We start from the raw sequence: 21,333 nt of genomic DNA, 5'->3' as shown, positions 1-21,333 counted from the left end.
ATCGTGAGTCAGGATCTGGTCCAGGTCGCCCTCGTTGACGCCCTCCCTGCCACCCCGGAGGAGCGCCTCGCCGCGCTCGAAACGGCGGCCCAGGAGTACGTCCGAACCCAGCGGCCCGCGAACACCCAGCGCGCGTACGAAGGCGACTGGAGGGTCTGGACTCGTTACGTCACCGCCCTGGGCATCCCGGAGGACTCCGCGACCGCTGGGGCGCTCGTCGGCTTCGTCGTGTGGCTGGAGCGCCAAGAGGCCGCTCCTGCGACAGTGGACCGCCGTGTGGCCGGTGCCGTCGTCGGTCTCCGTCAGCGTGGCGCGGAGCCGCCCAAGGCCGCCACTGAGGCCGCCAGGGCGGCCCTGAACGGCTACCGGCGTCGGCTCGCCGAGGCAGGGGAGACGCGCGGCCGGGGCAAGGCTCCGGCGATGGAGGTCAAGCACCTGCGCGCCATCAACGCCGCGTGCCTCGAGACCCTTTCCCAGATCCGGGATCGGGCCGTGGTGCTGATCGCGTTCTCTGTCGCGGGCCGTCGCTCCGAGGTGGCCGCCCTGATGGTTTCCGACGTGGTGGAAGCCGCGGAGGGCCTGGTGATCACCATCCGGTTCGGCAAGTCCGGCGGGCGCACCGTAGCCGTCCCGTACGGCTCGCACGAGAGCACCTGTCCTGTCCGGGCTTGGCGCACATGGCTCGCAGCGTCTGGCATCACCGAGGGTGCGGCTTTCCGGCGCATCGACCGGCACGGGCGCATCCTCGGCGGCCTGGCCGCCCAGTCCATCGGGACCATCATCACCACGGCGGGAGAGCGGGCGGGCGTCACCGTCCGGTTTACCGGCCACTCCGCCCGCGCGGGCCTGGCCACGGAGGCGCGGCGAGCAGGACACGACGCCAAGACGATCAGCCAGCACACAGGCCACGCCCCCAACTCGCCGGTGCTCTACGACTACATGCGCACCGTGGACCAGTGGGCGGACAACGCGGTGGCCGGCATCGGGTTGTAGGACCTTGGCCTCGGCTACGCAAGATCGACCTGATCGCAGAAGAGTTGTCCTGTCCGGCCGATGGCTTGCGCGCGGCGACGGATGGGCGTGCTGCCGCTAGGCAGATCGGGTGCATGTGCGAAGCCGGTGCAATGCCGGAGCCGCAAGAGCCGATGAACTGATGTTCATGGCTTAAAGGGTGATGTAGTGGCGGCGGTGGAGAGGCTATGACCAAGGGCGGCAGTTCGGGGTGGTTGTACGGGTTTGGCTGCGGCGTGTGCCTGGTCGTGGCAGTCGTGGTGGGACTGCGGCTGGTGCCGGGGGCGAAAGTCGGCGATGTGGACCCAGTGTCGGCGGTAGTGGCACTGCTGGCTCTGGCAGCGGCGTTGTGGGCTGGACGACACGCGGTCCGGATAGCGCGGATAGCGCGGATAGCGCCGGTGCCGGTGATGGAGGTGGCCGCTCGGTTGGCAGACGACGTGCGGTCCAGGGAAAGCCGGGCACGGACACAGCTGCTTGGTAACAAGAACCGCACGATCGATGTGGACTTCGCGTTCCGCCCGGCCCCTGCTCACCCTGCACAGCACGCCCAGGCGAAAGGCCAACTCACCCAAGTGGTGGACTATTACCAGGCGCTGCGTCCGCAGCGCCTGGTAATCACCGGGGCTCCTGGAGCGGGTAAGACTGTGCTCGCGCTGGAACTGTTGCTGGGACTGCTGGAGACCCGCGAGCCCGCGCAGCCGGTACCTGTGCGGATTCCGGCCACTATCTGGGACACAAGTCACCCATTAAGTGACTGGCTGGTCCAGCACCTGGTGGCCGCATACCAACAGGACTCACGCACCGCGCAAGCCCTCGTCAATGCTGGCCTCATCCTCCCGGTCATCGATGGCCTCGACGAGGTAGACGCTGAGGACACCCCAGGCCATGATTCCCATGCCGCAGACGTGGTGCGGGCGCTAAACACTTATCAACACGGGCGACATGCGGCACCGCTGGTACTGACCTGTCGGACGGGCCACTACCAGGCACTCACTGGCGCCGACGTGTGGACCCACGACGCCGCCCTAGTCGCCATCGACGCCGTCGACGCTGTCAAAGCCCGAGCGTTCATCCAGTCCCGAGTGGACAACCCCGCCCGATGGCGGACGGTCTTGTCCACCATCGATGACCACCCCGGCGGTCCACTCGCCGTAGGACTGTCCACTCCATGGCGGCTGTCGCTGGCCACTGTTGTTTACGAGCAGCGCAATCCCGACAACAGCTATACCCGCGACCCCGCGACCTTGATCCGCGTGGCCGCCTCCGGTAACCACGCGGTTCGTGAGCACCTGCTTGCGCACTTCATCGCCGCCACCACTGCTCACTCCGTGCAGTCCGACAAACAGACGCCCTACTCCGCAGAGCAGGCCCATCAGTGGCTCGCGGTTTTGGCCGGCTACCTGCACCACAACGCCACCATCGGCCGCATCTTTGGCGGCGGACCCCTGTCCGGCACCGAGCTTGTACTGCACCAACTGTGGCCACTCGGCGGCGTCAACCGCGTTCGCGGCATCGTCCTGGCAGTAACCGCTCTGACCTGGCTCATCGCTGCTGTCGTTCTGCTGATCCACAACGAGATAGAACCTGGGAGGGTCCTGATCTTCGGGTTCGCTTGTGCCGCGCTTGGTGGTTGCCTCTGGAACGATTTCGTTTGGGGCAGTATCTGGCCTGAGTCGACTCGCATCCACACAGGCCGCCTCCGCGTCGACACACGCCATCTCCGCACCCAGAAGGGCCGCCGGAGTCTTCTGGTCGGACTCGCGTTCGGGCTCATGACCATGCTCACGCTCAAGCCCGCGGTCGAGCTCATATTCGGGCTCAGGTACGGGCTCGTGTTCTGGTTGATGCTCGGGCTTGCACTTGGGCTCGTGATCGGGCTGAGCGACAAGACCGAGAACCCGCAGGAGCACGACGCTGCGTCTGTGATCTGGGATCCCCGCGAGATCATTAAACATGACCTCGCGACAGGGCTTGCGCTTGGATTCACGAGCGGGCTCATGGCCGGGCTCGGGTTCTGGCTCGCGGGTGGGCTCTTGGCCGGGCTCGCAAGCGGGGTGATGCTGGGGATCAGGTTTGGGCAGGTCGGAATCCATTATCTGGCGCTGCTGCTGTTCACACGCGGGTGGTTCGGGACCCCAGGGCTGCCTTGGCGGCTTGGGCGGTTCCTGCACTGGTGCTACCAGGTCGGGCTGATCCGGCAGGCAGGCATCGGCTACCAGTTCCGTCACCGCGAACTCCAGGACCACCTGGCACGCCACCCTCAATCAGTACCGGTCAGTGGCTAGTCGTCGAAGGCGAGTGAGCGCCTACCCGCCGAGCTGGACCGTCGCCACGTCGTCCCACCCGTAGGCCTTCCGGTCCCGGTGGGCTGCGCACCGATGATGTGCCAGGCAGCCCCGGCTACCCTGGAGATGTTGGATCGCTGACGTGCCACATCCGGGGTAGAAGGCGCGGAAGGGTGCCGTTGTGGCTGACCAGGCTGACGCCACGAGCGAGATGGGCCGCAGGCTGCGGCAGATCCGCCACGCCCGCCGCAAGTCGCTGGCGGTTGTCGCGGGCCTCGCGGGGATCTCGACCTCGTATCTGTCCAGGCTGGAGTCGGGCGAGCGTGCCCTCGACCGTCGCTCTCTGATCGTCTCCCTTGCCAACGCTCTGGAGGTTGCGCCCAGCGAAATCACTGGGGCCGCCGTCGTGTTCGCCGGGGAGTTGGAGGAAGACGGTTCGCTGAACGGGGTCCGCCTGGCGCTGCTCGCGGTGAGCATGAGGCAGCCACGCGGCGAGGTTATGCCGGCCGAACTGCTGGAGGCTCGCGTCGGTGTGCTGCTGGACGCCCAGCGGGCGTGCCGCTTCGCCGAGGTCGGCCAGCAACTCCCCGGCCTGATCCGTGACCTGCACACCACCCTCGACGCTGGTCGAGATGTCGCACATGTCCTTCGACTTCTCGCGCTCCTCCACGTCCAGGGCACGATGGCGTGGCTGACCGACATCGGTGCGAGCATGGACCTCGCGTGGCAGGCCGCGACGCTCGCGCAGCAGGCAGCCGAGCGGCTGGACGACCCCGTGACGCACGCAATCAGCGCGTTCGGCACAGCTTTCGGCCTGATGGGGGCCGGGGCGTTCGACATGGCCGCCGAGACGCTGACGAGGCAAGCAGTTGGCACAACCACGACGGCGGAGTTGTCGGCGAGGGGGATGCTCACGCTCACGATGTCCCTCGTGTCGGCCGCGAGTGGTGACCGCGTTGGCCAAGCCGCCGCGCTGGAGGAAGCCGCGGGCCTCGCCACCGCCGTCAACGGCGACGGCGACCCGCTGTGGCTCGGCTTTGGCGTCTCGAACGTCAACGTGTGGAGGATGTCAGTTGCGCTGGAGGCGGGCGACCACGCCGAGGCAGCGCGGATCGCGACCGCAATCGACCCGGCCGCCCTGCCGTCGCCGACTCGGCAAGCCGCGTACTACCGCGATTTCGGGCGGGCACTCGCGCGACTACCGCGCCGACAGGACGATGCCGTGCTGATGCTGCGCCGAGCCGAGCAGATCTCGCCCGCGCGTATCCACAGGCACCCGTTCATGAGGTCAATCATCGCCGAGCTGCTGGTGAAGGCGAAGCGCGACGCGGTCGGGCGGGAGCTTCGGGGCATGGCGTTCCGGGCTGGTCTGCCCGTGTAGCCCGGTTGGGCGAGGTTGCCACGCAGGCAAAAGATCCACTTGCTTCATTCGTAGCGTCGTCGGCATGGGCACTTTGATCATCGTGTGCCTGCTCGGGGTCGTGGCGTTGGTGACGATCGTCTGGGTGGGCCATCACGTTCGTCTCGAACAGCAACGCCGTCGCCAGGTCGCTCGTGTGCGTGTCGACCTGGCGGGCAGTGTGAGTGTCACCGAGCTGCGCCAGCGCTGCGGCGCGGACTCGCTGCCACTTCTCCCTACTCCGCGCACGGCGGTCGGCGACCCCGACCCGGCCGCCGAACGCGGTTCCATTAGCGAGCGTGCCGCATGACGCTGATCGTGCCGGGGTCTCCCGAGGCCGCCGCTGTCGGACTGTTCCCGGTGGTGCGGCCGTTGCTCGACCTGAAGGGCGGCGGGTGGAGGTTCCTGCCCTACCAAGAGGGACAGGCGTTCCTGGACGGTTTTCACCGGTGGCCGGGCGGCTGGGTCGACTCGATCCGGTTTCACGATGAGGGCGACGCGCTTGGTATCCGCGTGGACCGGGACAACGCGATCGTCTGGGAACTCACCGACTCCCTGGCGGTGGTTGTAAACGAACTTCTGTTGCTCCCGACCCCCGATGATCGCCTGGCTCCGCGGTTGGCCAAGGGGAGGGGACCTGCTTGATACGTCGACCGCTAGGCCTTCTCGCCGGACTGACCGAAGTGCTGATTTGCCAGTTCTTCCAGCCGGTCCAGCCGGTCGCTGATGACGCGGGGGATTTCCAGCGCAAGCAAGATGTCTTCAAGCGGGGCGTGACCGCGCGCGTCGCGCTTGCTCCGGATCAGCTTGGTTGTCCGCTCGGTCAGCATCGAGCCGACAGTCTCCAGGTTTCGAACCACATCGGCGATGTCTGACGCCTTGACCGCGTACCGCGCCTCCAGTCGAGCCTTGTCGTAGGCGGACCCAGCGTCGGTGAAGGTGTTCCAACTTTCCATCTGGGTTAGTTCGATGTAACCCGGCATAGCGCCCATGACGGTGATCATCATCTCCAACGAGTTCGCGTAGCGCCGACCGGTGCGCAACACCTCGATCACGATGGCACGCTGCCCCTGGTGTTCCCGGTCCTCTCGATCAGCGCGTGCAAGCGCCAGTTGCTCACTCGCATACTCGTTGGCCTTGCGTGCCTCGGCCGCGCTCTCCTCGGCGGCCTGCGCGCTGCGCCGCGACTGTGTGACACCTGACTCTGCGATCTCCGCCGAGTCCTTGGCAGCCGCCGCCTGAGCCTGCGCGGCGTGTCGGGACTCGCGCGCTTCACCTGCCTGGCGGATCGCCGCGATCATGGACCCTGCCGAAAACGCGGCGGCCACAAGTGCGATCACGGCCGCCGCAATTGCGATCCACTCCGTTGCGCCCACTGATCCTCCGATCTCACCGAGTCGGCTCGGTGCTTCTTCTTGTGGGCGAGCAGGTTACGGCGGCTGCTACCAAACTGATCCACCACTCTGGGGGCGTTTGAGAGTTACGGAGTAGACGCGATCCCAGGTCTTGCCAGGGACGTTGTCATCGGTGCAGTGCAAGTGGACCTCGACCACGATGGGTGTCCTCGTCGTTGGGGTACCGCCCAGCTCAATATCAAAGCTGGTGTTCTTGACCAGGCGCTGTGCTTCGTACTGTCCAGATTGGATTCCGCCTAGGTGCTCGGCGGTTGTCTCAGGATGCGAAGAGTCGACGGTCCAGCTCGGCGTTGCCCACACGACCGCCGGACCGGACAGCATCGTGACCTTGACGACCCTGGAGTTCTTCGCACGTTTTCCCTCAACGACTTCAAACTCTGGGCCGCCTCGCTCGTGCCGGTCAGCGTTCTCGTCGGCCTGCGTCTGCCGCATGATTTCGACCTGCTGCTCCGCGGCTGAAGCAGCCTTCTGCGCCTCGACCACCTGCGCTTCGGCGGCCTCACGGGCCTTCTTTGCTTCGAAGGCCTGCTTGAGCGCGGCCCCGGCCTGTGTTTTGGCGGAGTTCGCGTTGCTCATGGCGATCGCTGCCGCGATGATCGCGATACCGGCCGCAACCCAGGCGGCCACATCTCCGACCTCCACCCCGCCCCCGTTCTGCCGAGTCGGCTCGGCATGTAGATAGGGACAGAAGGTTAAGGCTGCGAACACGACGAGGCCGCCCTGCAACGCGCCAGGGCGGCCTCGTGTCGTGGTGAGTCGTCAGCTCGGGCAGCTCGCCGCCGGGGCCGAGGTACGAGCCGAGTCGGTGGGCGTCGCCGAGTTCGCCCCGAACAGGTAGGCCGCGAAGCACGCAGCGGCGACAAGCACGAGCCAGCGTCCGGGACGGAACTCGCGGGAGCTGTTGATGGTGGGCATGGGGTCCTCTCTGGTTTGGCCGGCCTCGGCGGTGTGCCGAGGGGTTGGAACAAAGCCCTGTTCGGGGCTCATACGGGGTGTAGGTGGGGAACCGGGCAGACCGCGCTGGAGGTCGGAACGCGCAGTGTTTGCGCAGATCAGTGCAGTCGGAAACCCGGCGATGGAGGTCGGAACGGCTGGAACCGCGGCCGGTCGTGTGTGCCGACCCCGTTCCGGCCTCAAGCGCTGTCGATCGCCTGCCGGACGGCCTCGATGTCGGCGACGCTGACGGGGTTGTCGTGGCCTGGCATCCGTCGCTTGCCCGCCGAGAGCACCCCGGCGGCGCGCAGCGCCTCCCCGAACGGCTTGGTCTCCCAGCCGATGCGGGCGGCCAACTCGCCAGTGGGCACCAGGCCGCTCTCGTCGCCGATCACGTCGGCCAGGAGCGCCAGCACCTCGGGCAGCTCGTGCACCAGTTCGGCGTCCACGGCCTCCGGGATGCTCGCGGTCACCTCGGAGGCCAGGCGTTCGGTTGCGGCCGGGTCCAGCGGGGTCAGGTCGTGGTCTCCGGCGGCGTCACCGGTGAGGGTCCCGGCCTGCTCACGCAGCGCCCGGCCGCGCTCGCACGCCGCGCGAATGGCCGCGATGTGGAGCAGGTGGGTCCGCACGGTCACCGCGTCCCCGGCGGACAGCTCCGTTTCGCCGTCCGCGCCGAGCAGCAGACCCACGCCCTTGTGGCTGGTCAGCAGCTTGGAGGCATCCATCCCTGCCCGGTAGGTGCCTGCACCGAGGATGGTCTCCGACGCCTGGTAGGTCATGACCTTCAGCGCGAACCGGGTCCCGAGCTGGCCGCGCAGCCCGTCCGGGATCACCTGGGCGTCCGGCTTCTGCGTCGCCAGGACCAGCGAGTACCCGGCGGCCGGGCCGGTCTTCGCGATGTAGGTCAGCAGCTCGCAGATCCGCGTCCCCACCTTCTTGCCCTTGGGGTTGTCGGGATCCAGAGGCACGTCCAGGCCCAGGAAGTTCTGCACCTCGTCAATGCCGATCACGGTCAGCGGCATCCGGTGTGCCGGGTCGCGCGTGATCTCCGGCGTCACCTTGGACTCGGGGCACAGCTCGTCGTCCATCTCGGCCAGCCGGTCGAACCGGTCGGCCACGTCGGCGGCGCACTCCTCCAGCACGTTGATCAGCCGCCGGGCGTCGGACTCCCTGGAGCCGCGGATGAACCGGTGCGCTACCTGCTCGAACGGCCGGAAGTCCTTGCCGCCCTTGCCGTCCGCGATGATTACGCGCACGTGCGGGTCCAGTGCGGCGGCCGTCAGCGGCAGGCGTGCCACGAACGTCTTGCCCTGGCGGGGAATCGCGCCGATCAGCAGCGAGGTCCACACGACCGGCAGGTTCACCGCCACGCCGCGCGCCGTCGTGCCGAACGGCACCGGACGCCACAGGTCCCAGCTCGACGCCGTGGCCAGCGGACTCGGGACCGGGTCGGCCGCGTACGGGTCCGCGTCGCCCACCCACAGGGCCAGCCGCCCGGCGTGGCCGGCATCGCCCCGCACCCGCTCCACGATCAGGCGCACCTCGTCCACCGCGAGGGCGGAGGCCAGCGCTTCCCGCTTGCTGATCACGTCCGACGCCTTGCGCGACGGTGGAAGGTCGATGGTCAACGCCCACCCGGTGCCGTCGTGGCGCGGAGCCTTGACCAGCATCAACGACTCATCCCGGCCGATCAGCTTCGCCTCACGGAACGCCACCACGAGGTGGTCTCCGTTCATCAGCCACGCCAGCGAGCGGGAGCCGAGGCGGGTCGTGCGCCCGCCAGCGCCGTCCTTGCGCCGTCCGGCCACGGCCAGCAGCGCTGAAAATGCGCCGCCCGTGAGCAGCAACGGCAGGGAACCGGCGGTCAGCTCCACGATCAGCACGCCGAGGCCGGTCACTCCGCTGGCCACCAGGGAGATCACACCCCGGCGGCGGCGCACCACCGCGATCTCCTGCCACTTGTCGGCCAGCCGGTCGGCCGCCTTCGAAGCCTCGTAGAAGTCGGAGACCCGCACCCACGCCCACCAGGCGCGGGCAGACACCGCCAGGCCGCGCCCAACAGCGGCCGGGTACTGCACCGGAACGAGCGCCACCTGGCCCGCCAGCTCCGCGCCAGCCTGGCGGGCTGACTCGGGGGTCTGCCACTGCGCGGGCAGGCGCGACACCGCCGAGTCAGCGAGCCGCCGCGCCTTCGAGCGCCGGTACTCCTCCTCGGTGATCAGTTCGCCGTCCAGCACGGGCGGGGTGGCCTCCACCGTCGTGTTCTCGCGGCGGGCCTGGGGCTCGTCGACGGCGGCCACGTTCGGGAACGGGATCAGCTCGCCGCCGGTCTCCGTGTCCTTGTAATAGGGGGCGCTCACGCGGCACCTCCGCGCAGTGCGTCCCGGACCTCGCGGGCGGTGTCCGTGCCGCACTCCAGCACCTCGCGGAGCCGAGACGCGGACGGGTTGGCGGGCAGCTCCCCGGCCGCGATCATCCGGCGGACGCGGTCCACCAGGACGGCGGCGCGAGGGTCGGTAGCCCCCTGCTCCTCGATTTCCGGGCGGGGGGTGTTTTCCCTGTACTCCGGGGGAGTAGGGCTCGGAGTAGGGGAGGCCGCGGTGCCGTGGTCGAGTGCGGCGAACGCGGACCAGATGATGGGCAGCACGGCCACCGCGCCGACCGCCACCAACGGGCCGATGGCGTGCGCCAGGAGCTGCATGGGGTCGAACCGGTCGGCCTGCCCCGGCAGGTACGGCCACACGTTCAGCGTCAGCGTCACCAGCAGCGCGCCGTACTCGACCACGGTCAGGTGGCGGTGGTGGAGCGCACGGCCACGGGTAGCCAGGAAGGCACGCGCTCCGACGATCACCAGCAGCACAGCCGAGATGACGGGCTCCACGGCCCACGCGCCCCACCAGGCCGCGCCCTGTTCGGTCATGGTGCGGGTCAGCGTGTGGTGCACGCCCGTGGTGGACCAGGCCAGCGCGCCAACCAGCGCGGTCAGGGCTACGGTGGTGAGGACGGAGCGGATGCGGGCGGCCTGCCAGGCACGGGCGGCCGGGTCCTGCGCCAGCTCGTGCAGGCGGGCGGCCTCGGCGGAGCGCTTGCGGCTGCGGCGCACCCGGTCGGTGTCGACCAGCAGGGGAGCGGTGTCGGCCTGCAACTCCAGCAGCGCGTGCGACTCGGCCACCTCGGCGCGCAGTTCGCGGACCCGCTTCGAGGCGGGCAGGTCGTCAGCCACCTGTCCGGCCGGGGCGTGTCCTGCCACGAACTTCTCCAGCTCGGCCACTGCGCGCTCCACGTCTTCGTCACTCGGTTCGGGGATGGGGATAGGAGTGCTCACCGGGCACCTCCGGACCTCTGCGGCGCGCAGCGCGGGCACGAGGTGGAGCTGGTGCGGTCCTTGTCCGTCCAGATGACGCGGGCGCTGATCGGATCACCGGGCCGGGCGTCGCACTGCCCGCACTCCGGCGGCACCGCCGAGCGCCCACTGGGCGCGCTCGGCGCGGGGTGGTTCTTCGGACGGTTGAAGGACGGTTCGGGTGCAGGGTTTGCACCCCGTGCCGTCGCTGTTTGCACCCCGTGGCCCCGAGTTTGCACCCCGTGCTGGTCAGCGGGGCGCAAACTCTGCACCCCGTCCTGGGGGTTATCCACAGGCTGATCAGTCCTGTGGACTGCCAGGTCCCAGCCGCGCGGGCGACGGTCGGAGCGCTTCACGTACGCGGCCACGATCGTCGGGTCGGACGCGCTGATCAGCTCCAGTTCCTCCAGGGCACGCAATGCGTACTGGACGGACCGCTCAGACAGCCGGGTGTACCGGACCAAAGTGGACACTGCCGGGAAAGCGTTGCAGCCGTGGGGATCGGCGTGGTTCGCGAGGCCCAGCAGGACGACGGCCAGAGAAGAGGCGTCGCGCCGATCGCGGGGGATGGGGGCGTGGTTGAGCGCCCACGTGATGGCTTCGAGGCTCACAGGCTCCACCACCTGGAACTGCAAGCATGGGAAGATCGGGTCACGGCCGGGACCTCCAGTGTCCAGGTCGAGGCCCCGTCAGCGGGTGTTGGCGCACCCGGCGGGGCCGTCTACTGAAACCTCAGTAGCCCCGAATGCCTCGACCTCCCGCAGTACACCGAGAAGCGCGTCGACGTGTTGGCGCAGCGGGCTTTCCAGGCGTTCCACGAGTGGATGCCGATCGACCAGAAGCGCGCCGTGGACGGCCGCGTCTACCGCAAGTTCTCCTACGGCGGCAACGTCGAGATCTTCGTGCTCGACATGCGCACCTACAAGGACAAGAACACCTCCCCGAAGGACCAGCCCGGCGTCATCCTCGGCGCCAAGCAGGCGAAGTGGTTGGTCGACAGCGTCGACCGCAGCACCGCCACCTGGAAGATCATCGCGGCGGATCTGCCCATCGGTTTGACCGTACCGGACGGCACCGACATCGAAGGCGTGGCGAACGGCCTGCCCGGCGCCCCCAACGGCCGCGAGCACGAGATCGCCTGGGTGCTGCGGGAACTCAAGAAGCGTCGCGTCAAGAACACGGTGTGGCTCACGGCGGACGTCCACTACACCGCCGCGCACCACTACTCACCCGATCGGGCGGCGGTCGGCGACTTCGACCCGTTCTGGGAGTTCGTGTCCGGCCCGCTGCACTCCGGCGCGTTCGGTCCCAACACGCTCGACCCGACGTTCGGCCCGCAGGCCGTGTTCGTGCACGCCCCGCCCGCCGCCAACACCACGCCGCTGGACAACTTCCAGCACTTCGGCGAGGTCAAGGCGTCGCGGCACGAGCTCACGGTGTGGCTGCGCGACGCGACAGGCGCCTCGCTCTGGAGCAAAACGCTCAGGGCCGCCTGACGGGAGCCGTACTGTCGACGGGTGCCCATCTCGTTCGACACCACCGGCTTCCGCCAGCTCGACCAGAACACCTGGCAGCACAGCAGCGGTGACCAGGCCCAACTGACCTACTACGGCCTGGTCCCCGACCTGCCCGCCGGGCTGGACGACCTGCCGAAGCTCAGGCACGACCTCGCGCTCGTCCACGGCGAGACCGGCTGCCTGATCGAGGCGCACGTCGTCCAGCTCGGGGGAACGCAGGCGCTGCTGCGGATCATCAAGATGCCGCTGCCGAACCAGCCGAACGGCCAGGTGTTCGTCGCCTCCTTCACCATCCCGAAGGAGGCCAGCAGTGCCGTGCTGCAACTCGGCGCGGTCGAACGCGGCATGACGGGCGCGCGCGAGGCCGTGCTCGCGGCCGAGATCGGGTTCGAGAGCTGGGCCATGCAGCACCCGTACGCGCCCGAGCTGCAGGGCGTGCTGCCGTTCCACGCGGGCGATGACCCGCGCCACGACGCACGGTTCCCCGACCACCCGTTGACGCGTGTGCGCGCGTGGGCCCATCACGTCGTGCGCACCGCACGGGTCGATCCCGGCTTCGCCTCGCTGCCGCCTTTCCGCGCTCAGCCGCCCAAGCCCCCGATCGAGCCTGGTCAGCGCCTCATCACGGCGCTGCCGAGCCTCCCGGTCAGGGACTTCGTCGGCCTGCGCGTCGGCGAGGAGACCACGTTCTGGCGCGTGACCGACCCGAAGCTGCACGAGATGCTCGGCCGCGGCCTCATGGGCCGATCGCCGCTCGCCGAGACCCGGTTCCGGGACATGCTCATGATCGACGTCGAGACCGGCGACGCGATGATTCCCGACCGCTTCACCACCGATGGCCAGATGACCGCGCACGGCACGCGCCTGCGGCAGGTCACGCTGCAGGAAGCGGACGCGGAGCTCTCCGACGACGACGTCATGAACGCCTTCAAGTGGGCGGGCCGGATGGCGGGCGCGGCGGCCGAACGCGGCGAGTTCCTGTCCCTGGAACCGATCGAGAACGACGGCGAGCAGGCCGAGCCGCACGTCCTGCTGGCCGTCCAGCAGCACGAGGGCCAGCAGGTGGTGATCGCCCAGTTCGCCCCGGCACCCACCGAGGGGCCGCTCGCGGGATCGACGAGCCGCAACGCCCCGGCCACCGCCGAATCCGTCGAAGGCATCGGCGTGCTCGCGGGCCTGGCGGTCAACGAGTGGCGCTCACATCCGTTGCGGATGGCGATCACCTACCGGCGCCCGGCAGGCTGACTGCAAATATTTGCAGGATCCGACGTATTGTTTCCCGCTGTTTGTCGTGGTTTCGTGCAGCAACCCTGCAAGAAGTTGCGACAAGGAGGTCGCGATGCGTCGGGTAGTCGCCGCGCTCGCTGCATTGGTTCTCATCCCCCTCACACCGGTCCAGGCCGTTGCCGCTCCACCGCAACGTCTTGCCGTGGGCGAGGTGGTGGACATAGCGCCGGGGGTGCGCGACGGGGACGCACGGCTCGCGTTGCCACCCAAGCGCGACGACCTGCGGGGCGAGCGCTTCTACTTCGTGATGCCCGACCGGTTCGCGAACGGCGACCCGGGAAACGACCGGGGCCGCAGCAACGCCGCCGAGAACGGCTTCAACCCCGCTGACAAGGGCTTCTACCACGGCGGCGACCTCAAGGGCCTGCGTCAGAAGCTCGACTACCTCGATGGCATGGGCATCACGGCGATCTGGATGACGCCGATGTTCCTCAACCGCTGGGTGCAGGGAGACAGCGCCGGGTATCACGGCTACTGGACGCTCGACTTCACCAAGCTGGACCCGCACTTCGGCACCACGCAGGAGATGCGCGACCTGATCAAGGACGCGCACCGGCGTGGCATCAAGGTCTTCTTCGACATCGTCGCGAACCACACCGCCGACGTGATCAAGTACGAGGAGGGCAAGACCCAGTACGTCAGCACGGGGGCCCAGCCGTACCTGGACGCGTCCGGGAAGCCGTTCGACCTCGCCGAGTACGCGGGCAGGAAGAACTTCCCGAAGCTCGACGCCGAGAAGTCCTTCCCGTACACCCCGGTGAAGGACGGCCCGACGAAGTTCCCGTTGTGGCTCAACGACTCCACGCTCTACCACAACCGCGGCGACTCGACGTTCTCCGGCGAGTCGAGCGAGCAGGGTGACTTCTCCGGTCTCGACGACCTGATGACCGAGCACCCGCGCGTGGTCAACGGCATGAAGGACATCTTCACCAGCTGGATCGACACGCTCGACATCGACGGCTACCGCGTCGACACGGTCAAGCACGTGAACATGGAGTTCTGGCAGGCCCTCGCGCCGCACGTCAAGCAGTACGCGAACCGCAAGGGCAAGAAGGACTTCTTCGTGTTCGGCGAGGTCTTCGACTCCTCGCCCGAGAACACCTCGAAGTACACGACCGACGGCCGCATGCAGGCCACGCTCGACTTCCCGTTCCAGAGCAGCGCGCTGAACTTCCTGTCCGGCAAGGGTTCCCAGCGCCTCGGCGAGGTGCTGCTGGACGACGACCGCTACACCGACGCCGACTCCAACGCCTCGTCGCTGCCCACGTTCCTGGGCAACCACGACATGGGCCGCATCGCGTGGATGATCCGCAACGACCGTCCGGGCATCTCCGACGCGGAACTGCTGGACCGGCTCAAGCTCGGCAACCAGCTGATGTACCTGTGGCGTGGCAACCCGGTCGTCTACTACGGCGACGAGCAGGGTTTCGCGGGCACTGGTGGCGACAAACTCGCACGTCAGGACATGTTCGCTTCGAAGACGCCGGAGTACATGGCGGAGAACCTCATCGGCTCCGATCGCACCGGTGCCCAGGACAACTTCAACACCGCGCACCCGCTGTACCAGCAGCTCAAGGCGTTGGCCGCGCAGGTCGACAAGGACCCCGTGTGGCGCGACGGCAACCAGGTCCTGCGGTACGCCGAGGGCGACGTGTTCGCGTTCAGCCGCATCCTCGGCCGCGAACACCTCGTCGTCGCGAACGCGGGCACCGCACCCGCGACCGTGACCGTGCCGGTGTCGTCGTCCGGCTTCGAGAACGCCCAGGTGCAGAACGGCCGCGTCACGGTCACCGTGCCCGCGCTGTCCACGGTGGTGCTCAAGGGAACCAGCGACGTGGCGAAGTCCAAGCCGTCGCCCGTCCTGGTCGCCCCGGCGGCCGGAACGGTGCTGGACGAGCGCGTCGAACTGCGCGCGGACGGCATCGGCGCGCCCAACGCCGCCGCCACGTTCGCCGCGCGCGTCGAAGGCACGCGGGACTGGACCGTTCTCGGCACCGACGACGCCGCGCCGTACCGCGTTTTCGCTGACCTGTCGGCACTTCCGGGCGCGGCGGTCGGCAAGCGCGTCGAACTCCGCGTGGTCGCGAAGTCCGGCGAGATCGGCGCGGACGGCGCGTTCGTGTCGCTCGTGGCCGCACCGCCGTTGCCGGACCCCGGCACGAAGAACCCCGACTGGCTGGTCGTGCACTACGCGCGAGACAACTACGACGGCTGGGGCCTGCACGTCTGGGGTGACGTGGAGACGCCGACCGAGTGGAACACCCCGCTGCCGTTCGCGGGAGAGGACGCCTACGGGCGGTTCGCCTGGGTGAAGCTGAAGCCGGGCGCCAAGTCCGTCGGGATCATCGCGCACAAGGGCGACGAGAAGGACACGTCCGTCGACCGGTTCGTGGACCCCAGCGTGACGCCGGAGATCTGGCTGAAGCAGGGCGATCCGGCCGTGCACCCGTCCGAGCAGGCGGCCACCGGCAAGGCGGTCGTGCACTACGTCGGTGACGCTGCCGGTGCGTTCGTGCGCGTCGCCGGACGTGGGGACGTGCCGTTCACCAACGGCATCGCGGAACTGCCTCCCACCACCGACTTCTCCGTCGTCCGCGGCACCACCGTGGAGGCGTCGGGCAAGTTCATCAGCGGCCACGCGTGGGTCGCGAACGGCAAGGTGCACGCCACACGCGCTGCTGCCGAGAACCGGGCGGTGATCCACTACAACCGCGCCGACGGCGACTACACCGACTGGACGATGTACCACTGGACCGGCTCCGCGGAGCCGTCGCCGGGCTGGAACCAGTCACGCGTACCGGACGGCGCAGATGCCTACGGCGTCTACTGGTCGGTGCCGCTCGCGGCCGGTGCGGCGGGCCTGAGCTACATCATCCACCGCGGCGACACCAAGGACCCGGGCCCCGACCAGTTCCTCGACCTGGGGCAGAAGGGGAACGAGGTGTGGCAGTTGCAGGGGAACGAGACCTACCTGCTGCCGCCGAACGCCGGTCCGGCCGCCGATGACGACCTGACCAAGGCCAAGGCGATCTGGATCTCGAAGGACAAGGTCGTCTGGGACGTGCCCTCGGTGCAGTCCGACGGCTACCGGCTCGAGTACGGCGCGAAGGTGCTGCGCCTGTCGCCCATGACCGAGGAGGTGCCGGCGCAGTTCCCGCACCTGAAGGGCAAGCCGGTGTTCGCCGTGCGCGGGTTCGTCGACGAGGCGTTGCGGGACAAGCTGTCCGCCGTGCACGTCGACGCGGGCGGGGCGATCCGGCACCGCACGAGCGTGCAGATCGCGGGCGTGCTGGACGACCGGTTCGCTTCCGCCGCGACGAAACTGACGTTCGGGCCGACGTTCGACCACGACCGCGCGTCGGTGCGGTTGTGGGCCCCGACGGCGACGAACGTGCAGCTGCGGATCTTCGACCAGCCCTCCGGTGAACCCCGGAAGGTCGTGCGGCTCAAGCGCGACGACGCCTCGGGTTCGTGGACCGGTACCGGTGACTGGAAGAACAAGTACTACCAGTTCGAGGTCACCAACTGGCAGCGGACGGTCGTGGTCACCGACCCGTACTCGGTGGCGTTGTCGGTGAACTCGACGCACTCGCAGTTCGCGGATCTGAAGGACAGCCGCACGATGCCCGCCGGGTGGTCGAAGGACGTCGCGAAGGGCTTGGGCGGCGCGATCACCGAGCTGCACGTGCGCGACTTCTCGATCAACGACCAGTCCGTTCCGGCGGCGGATCGCGGCACCTACAAGGCGTTCACGCACCGCGACTCGACCGGCATGAAGCACCTGAAGACGCTGGCCGCGGCGGGCATGGACACCGTGCACCTGCTGCCGACGTTCGACATCGCGACGATCCCCGAGAAGCGTTCCGACCAGGCCACGCCCGCGTGTGACCTGCCGTCGCTGCCGGCGGATTCGGACCAGCAACAGGCCTGCGTGGGCGCGGTGGCCGGACGGGACGGCTTCAACTGGGGCTACGACCCGTTCCACTACGACGTGCCCGAGGGCTCTTACGCCACGGCGGACGCGCAGAACGGCGCAGCGCGGTCGAAGCAGTACCGCGAGATGGTGAAGTCGTTGCACGACAACGGCAACCGCGTGGTGGTGGACGTCGTCTACAACCACACGGCGGCGTTCGGCGACGCACCGACGTCCGTGCTGGACAAGGTCGTGCCCGGCTACTACCAGCGGCTCAACCTCGACGGGTCGGTCGCGAACTCCACCTGCTGCGCGAACACGGCCACCGAGAACGCCATGATGGGCAAGCTCGTCGTGGACTCCGTGGTGCGGTGGGCTCGCAACTACAAGGTCGACGGATTCCGGTTCGACCTGATGGGCCACCACCCGAAGGCGAACATCCTCGCGGTGCGTGCGGCTCTGGACGCGCTGACGGTGGAGCGCGACGGCGTGGACGGGCGCAAGATCGGCGTTTACGGCGAGGGCTGGGACTTCGGCGAGGTCGCCGGCAACGCCCGGTTCGAGCAGGCCACCCAGGCCAACATGGCGGGTACTGGGATCGGCACCTTCAGCGACCGGCTGCGGGACGCCGTGCGCGGTGGCGGGCCGTTCGACGACGACCCGCGCGTGCAGGGTCTTGGGTCTGGTCTGGCCGGTGACGTGAACTCGTCGCCTGCCAACGGGAACGTGGCTCAGCGCCTGGAGAACTACAGCGACCTGGTGAAGCTGGGCATGGCGGGCAACATGGCCTCGTACCGGTTCCAGTCGACGGCCGGGCCCGTGGTCGCCGGTCGCGACGTCCAGTACAACGGCTCGCCCGCCGGGTACACCGGGCAGCCGTTGGAGGCCATCACGTATGTCGACGCGCACGACAACGAGGCGCTGTTCGACGCGTTGATGTTCAAGCTGAAGCCCGAGACGTCGATGGCCGACCGGGTGAAGATGCAGACGGTGTCGCTGGCGCCGGCGGTGCTGGGGCAGGGGCGGCCGTTCGTGCACGCGGGCACCGAGTTCCTGCGGTCGAAGTCGTTGGACCGCAACAGCTACGACTCGGGTGACTGGTTCAACGCCTACGACCCGTCGTTGCGCGACAACGGTTTCGGGCGCGGGTTGCCGCCCAAGGCCGACAACGAGGCGAAGTGGCCGTACGCGAAGCCGTTGCTGGGCCTGGCCAAGCCTTCTTCGTCCGACATGAAGGCCTCGCTGGACGCGACGCTGGAACTGCTGCGGATCCGTCAGACGTCCCCGTTGTTCTCGCTGGGGTCGGCGGACCTGGTGCAGCAGAAGGTGTCGTTCCCTGCGGCTGCCTCCGGCGTGATCGTCATGCACGTCGACGACACGGTCGGACCGGACGTCGATCCGGCGCGGCGAGGGCTGGTCGTGGTGATCAACCCGTACCCGACGGACCAGGCCGTGACGTTGCCCGCGGGGGACTGGAAGGCGCTGACCGAGGAGAAGAAGGCGGGTGCGGCGCGGTCGGTGGTCGTGCTGGAGCGATAGTCCCGCTCAGAAATAGTTTTGTTTCGGATTAGTTTGCTACCGTTGGGTCCATGGGCACGACGGGGTGTACTGACCTGATGATGCTGCTGCATCGGGCGTCGCACGCGCTCGAGACGGAGCTGACGGCGAGGCTCGCGGAGATCGGACTGACTCCGCGAGCCCGCTGCGTTCTGGCCACCGCGCTGGACGCCGGTCTCACGCAGATCGAGATCGCGGACCGGGTCGGCATCGACAAGACGACCATGGTCGTGACGCTGGACGCCCTCGAATCCGCCGGGTATGCCGAGCGGCAACCGTCGCCCACGGACCGTCGCGCCCGCGTGGTGGTGGTGACCGTCGCCGGTCGCACGATGACCGCCAAGGCCGACGAGGTGTACGTGGACGTCGTGAGCAGCGTGCTCGGTGCGTTGCCGGACGACGAACGATCGGGCCTGGTAGGAGGCCTGACCCGGCTGGTCGAAGGCCGGTTGAGCAGCCCGCCCCCGTGTGAGAAGCCCCCGCGGAAACGTGCCGTGCGTCATGCGGTTGGGTAAGAGATAGTCCCGTACAAAACTATCTGTTACGGTTCCTCTTATGACTTCAGGGGATCGAGAACTGACGCGCGCTGGCTCGCGCTGATCGTGCTGTGCGCGGGGATGTTGATGATCGTGCTGGACCAGACGATCGTGAACGTGGCGTTGCCCGCCATCGCGGAGGACCTGCAGTTCGGCCAGGCCGGGCTGGCGTGGGTCGTGAACGCGTACCTGATCGCCTACGGCGGTCTGCTGCTGCTCGCGGGCCGTCTCGGCGACCTGATCGGGCACAAGAAGGTGTTCCTGATCGGCCTCGGCGTGTTCACCGTCGCCTCGCTGCTGTGCGGGCTGTCGTTCAGCGCCGAGATGCTGATCGTGTCGCGGTTCGTGCAGGGTGCGGGCGGTGCACTGGCCACGTCCGTGACCTTGGGGATGGTCGTGACGATGTTCCCGGAGCCGGGGGAGCAGCGCCGTGCCATCGGCGTCTTCAGCTTTGTTGCTGCTGCGGGTGCGTCGCTTGGGCTCTTGCTGGGTGGTGTGCTGACCGACGCCATGTCGTGGCACTGGATCTTCTTCGTGAATATCCCGATCGGGCTGGTGGCGGCTGTTTTCGCGGTCCGTCTCGTGCCTGACTCGGTTGGTCTTGGGTTGCGGGCCGGTGCGGACGTCGTCGGTGCGTTGTTGATCGTGGCTGCGGTGATGCTCGGCGTGTACACGATCGTCAAGGCTGAACACTACGGCTTCGGGTCTGCGCACACGTTGGGGCTTGGGGCTGTTGCTCTCGCGTTGCTGGTGGGATTTGTTGTGCGCCAACGGACTGCTGCTCGGCCGTTGCTGCCGTTGCGGGTGTTTCGCTCTCGCAACGTGACCGGGGCGAACCTGGTGCAGATCTCGATGGTCGCCGGGATGTTCGGGTTGTTCTTCCTTGGCACTCTCTATATGCAGCTCGTGTTGCAGTACACGCCGTTGCAGATCGGGCTGGCCTTTATGCCTGTCGCCGGTGCTATCGCGCTGTTCTCGGTGTCGTTGTCGGCTCGGCTGAACTCGCGGTACGGCGAGCGGAACATGCTGATCGTCGGGCTGTTGTTCATGCTCGCCGGGATGCTGGTGTTCACGCAGGTGCCGGTCGACGGGTCGTACTTGGCGCACATCCTGCCCGCGGTGGCGCCTCTTGGCGTTGGGTTGGGGCTTTCGTTCCCTGCGCTGATGTCGTTGGCGATGTCCGGTGCTTCGCACGACGAGGCCGGGCTCGCGTCCGGGCTGGTGAACACGACCGCGCAGGTGGGTGGTGCACTTGGGCTGGCTGTGCTGGCCACTACCTCGACGTCTTATACGTCGTCGTTGGTCGCCTCAGGGGTTGGGCGGTTGGAGGCGTTGACGGCCGGGTTCCACCTGGCGTTCTGGATCTCGGCCTCGTTGGTGGCTGTTGCTCTGGGGCTGGCGGTGTTCGTGTTGCGGCAGGTTGCTGTCGACCGATCCGCGCAGCCCGTGTTGGTGCACTAGTGGTCGGTTAGTTCCTCTCGCTTCTGGACGTCCTCGGTGCGCAGGATCTTGAACTTGCGGTCCTTCGCTTCGAGGACCTTCAGGAAGCCGGGGCTCGTTTCGAAGACGTAGACCTCTTCCGCGTCGTTGATGCGTTCCTTCGGGACCCATGGGGTGCTGACGATCGCGGCCACCGCGAGGGCGGAGCCGGCCAGGATCCAGGCGAACCACTTGAGGATCCAGCGGGCGTTGTGGATGGCGAGGACCATCGCGGCGCCGATCGCCACGGCTCCCAGTGCCAGCCACCAGCGGTGGTACGTCAGGGTGTGGCTGACCATCAGTGCTGCCAGCACGATCAGGGCCAGGAGTGCCGTGGTGTTCGGGCGTTCCGGGTCTTTGCGGGTGCGCAGGAAGTAGAAGAACGTGGCTGGGGTGACGATCATCAGCAGGACCGTGCTGATGCGGTCGTCCGCCATGAAGGTGCCCAGGAACAGGCCTGGGGCGTCGTCCAGCGCGAGAGTGTGCAAGAGCGCGAACGCCGTGTGCCAGTTATAACCGGACACCGCGAGGAGCCTGAGCAGGACGAAGAGGACGGCGGCGCCGGTCACGGCGGAACCCGTGTGCTTTGCACTCACGCGCAGAACTATGGCGCATCGGCGGGCGATAGATGCGCTGCGGAGTATTCCGGGTCACA

General features: G+C 68.1%; 16 protein-coding genes and 1 pseudogene. 10 read left to right on the top strand and 7 right to left on the bottom strand.

The features are described 5' to 3' along the window. The first annotated feature begins 3 nt into the window (after window positions 1–3). The 5 genes from JNUCC0626_RS24595 (at window position 4) to JNUCC0626_RS24575 (ending at window position 5,343) form a co-directional block, all read left to right on the top strand. Window positions 4–993 (top strand): tyrosine-type recombinase/integrase, encoded by a 990-nt coding sequence (locus tag JNUCC0626_RS24595; RefSeq protein WP_394613124.1) that lies wholly within the window; start codon window positions 4–6, stop codon window positions 991–993. A 206-nt stretch (window positions 994–1,199) separates the two neighbouring features. Then, window positions 1,200–3,299, top strand: a complete 2,100-nt coding sequence (locus JNUCC0626_RS24590) for an NACHT domain-containing protein (RefSeq protein ID WP_394613123.1) — start codon at window positions 1,200–1,202, stop codon at window positions 3,297–3,299. 181 nt (window positions 3,300–3,480) lie between these two features. Beyond that, window positions 3,481–4,680, top strand: a complete 1,200-nt coding sequence (locus JNUCC0626_RS24585; RefSeq protein ID WP_394613122.1) for a helix-turn-helix domain-containing protein — start codon at window positions 3,481–3,483, stop codon at window positions 4,678–4,680. A gap of 64 nt (window positions 4,681–4,744) precedes the next feature. Next, on the top strand, window positions 4,745–5,008 hold the full coding sequence (locus JNUCC0626_RS24580; protein ID WP_394613121.1) for a hypothetical protein: 264 nt from the start codon (window positions 4,745–4,747) through the stop codon (window positions 5,006–5,008). Then, window positions 5,005–5,343 carry a hypothetical protein gene (locus JNUCC0626_RS24575; protein ID WP_394613120.1) on the top strand — a complete coding sequence of 113 codons (339 nt, stop codon included), beginning with the start codon at window positions 5,005–5,007 and terminating at the stop codon, window positions 5,341–5,343. Before JNUCC0626_RS24580 ends, JNUCC0626_RS24575 begins: the two co-directional genes overlap by 4 nt. An 11-nt stretch (window positions 5,344–5,354) precedes the next feature. On the opposite strand, the gene JNUCC0626_RS24570 is transcribed toward JNUCC0626_RS24575, so the two are convergent. The 6 genes from JNUCC0626_RS24570 to JNUCC0626_RS24545 all read right to left on the bottom strand — a co-directional run bounded on the left by JNUCC0626_RS24570 (window position 5,355) and on the right by JNUCC0626_RS24545 (window position 11,000). Then, a complete protein-coding gene (locus JNUCC0626_RS24570) occupies window positions 5,355–6,074 on the bottom strand; it encodes a hypothetical protein (RefSeq protein WP_394613119.1) in 720 nt (239 codons plus the stop codon). A 66-nt stretch (window positions 6,075–6,140) separates the two neighbouring features. Continuing rightward, window positions 6,141–6,740, bottom strand: coding sequence for a hypothetical protein (locus tag JNUCC0626_RS24565; RefSeq protein ID WP_394613118.1), 600 nt, complete (start codon window positions 6,738–6,740; stop codon window positions 6,141–6,143). Window positions 6,741–6,872: 132 nt separating this feature from the next. Beyond that, on the bottom strand, window positions 6,873–7,028 hold the full coding sequence (locus tag JNUCC0626_RS24560; RefSeq protein WP_394613117.1) for a hypothetical protein: 156 nt from the start codon (window positions 7,026–7,028) through the stop codon (window positions 6,873–6,875). A 218-nt stretch (window positions 7,029–7,246) separates the two neighbouring features. After that, window positions 7,247–9,406: a cell division protein FtsK gene (locus JNUCC0626_RS24555; RefSeq protein ID WP_394613116.1), complete on the bottom strand. Its 2,160-nt coding sequence runs from the start codon at window positions 9,404–9,406 to the stop codon at window positions 7,247–7,249. Next, entirely contained in the window at window positions 9,403–10,371 is a 969-nt protein-coding gene (locus JNUCC0626_RS24550; RefSeq protein WP_394613115.1) for a hypothetical protein, read from the bottom strand. Before JNUCC0626_RS24550 ends, JNUCC0626_RS24555 begins: the two co-directional genes overlap by 4 nt. Beyond that, window positions 10,368–11,000: a helix-turn-helix domain-containing protein gene (locus JNUCC0626_RS24545; RefSeq protein WP_394613114.1), complete on the bottom strand. Its 633-nt coding sequence runs from the start codon at window positions 10,998–11,000 to the stop codon at window positions 10,368–10,370. The genes JNUCC0626_RS24550 and JNUCC0626_RS24545 overlap by 4 nt, the downstream gene beginning before the upstream one ends. A gap of 138 nt (window positions 11,001–11,138) precedes the next feature. Here JNUCC0626_RS24545 and JNUCC0626_RS24540 point away from each other — a divergent pair. From JNUCC0626_RS24540 to JNUCC0626_RS24520, 5 genes and pseudogenes are all read left to right on the top strand, one after another. Continuing rightward, window positions 11,139–11,885, top strand: a pseudogene (locus JNUCC0626_RS24540) (alkaline phosphatase D family protein); the annotation flags it as partial. A gap of 21 nt (window positions 11,886–11,906) precedes the next feature. Then, entirely contained in the window at window positions 11,907–13,151 is a 1,245-nt protein-coding gene (locus JNUCC0626_RS24535; protein WP_394613113.1) for a hypothetical protein, read from the top strand. Between the two features lie 94 nt (window positions 13,152–13,245). Continuing rightward, a complete protein-coding gene (pulA, locus tag JNUCC0626_RS24530; RefSeq protein ID WP_394613112.1) occupies window positions 13,246–18,645 on the top strand; it encodes a pullulanase-type alpha-1,6-glucosidase in 5,400 nt (1,799 codons plus the stop codon). Between the two features lie 50 nt (window positions 18,646–18,695). Further along, window positions 18,696–19,178, top strand: a complete 483-nt coding sequence (locus JNUCC0626_RS24525) for a MarR family winged helix-turn-helix transcriptional regulator (RefSeq protein ID WP_394613111.1) — start codon at window positions 18,696–18,698, stop codon at window positions 19,176–19,178. Window positions 19,179–19,265: 87 nt separating this feature from the next. Further along, a complete protein-coding gene (locus JNUCC0626_RS24520) occupies window positions 19,266–20,660 on the top strand; it encodes a DHA2 family efflux MFS transporter permease subunit (RefSeq protein WP_394613110.1) in 1,395 nt (464 codons plus the stop codon). Here the strand turns inward: JNUCC0626_RS24520 and JNUCC0626_RS24515 are convergent. Continuing rightward, on the bottom strand, window positions 20,657–21,274 hold the full coding sequence (locus JNUCC0626_RS24515) for a hypothetical protein (RefSeq protein ID WP_394613109.1): 618 nt from the start codon (window positions 21,272–21,274) through the stop codon (window positions 20,657–20,659). The genes JNUCC0626_RS24520 and JNUCC0626_RS24515 overlap by 4 nt on opposite strands. Window positions 21,275–21,333: the final 59 nt, after the last annotated feature.

Source organism: Lentzea sp. JNUCC 0626, assembly GCF_043632865.1.
In the GTDB taxonomy this organism is placed as follows: Bacteria; Actinomycetota; Actinomycetes; order Mycobacteriales; family Pseudonocardiaceae; genus Lentzea.
Note: the sequence above shows the minus strand (reverse complement) of the source record. Positions and strands in the feature narration are given on the sequence as shown.

Bases quoted from the DNA above. Each gene is read 5' to 3' on its own strand.
- JNUCC0626_RS24590 (WP_394613123.1), top strand. From the start codon at position 1,200: ATGACCAAGGGCGGCAGTTCGGGGTGGTTGTACGGGTTTGGCTGCGGC.
- JNUCC0626_RS24580 (WP_394613121.1), top strand. From the start codon at position 4,745: ATGGGCACTTTGATCATCGTGTGCCTGCTCGGGGTCGTGGCGTTGGTG.
- JNUCC0626_RS24575 (WP_394613120.1), top strand. From the start codon at position 5,005: ATGACGCTGATCGTGCCGGGGTCTCCCGAGGCCGCCGCTGTCGGACTG.
- JNUCC0626_RS24560 (WP_394613117.1), bottom strand. From the start codon at position 7,028: ATGCCCACCATCAACAGCTCCCGCGAGTTCCGTCCCGGACGCTGGCTC.
- pulA (WP_394613112.1), top strand. From the start codon at position 13,246: ATGCGTCGGGTAGTCGCCGCGCTCGCTGCATTGGTTCTCATCCCCCTC.
- JNUCC0626_RS24525 (WP_394613111.1), top strand. From the start codon at position 18,696: ATGGGCACGACGGGGTGTACTGACCTGATGATGCTGCTGCATCGGGCG.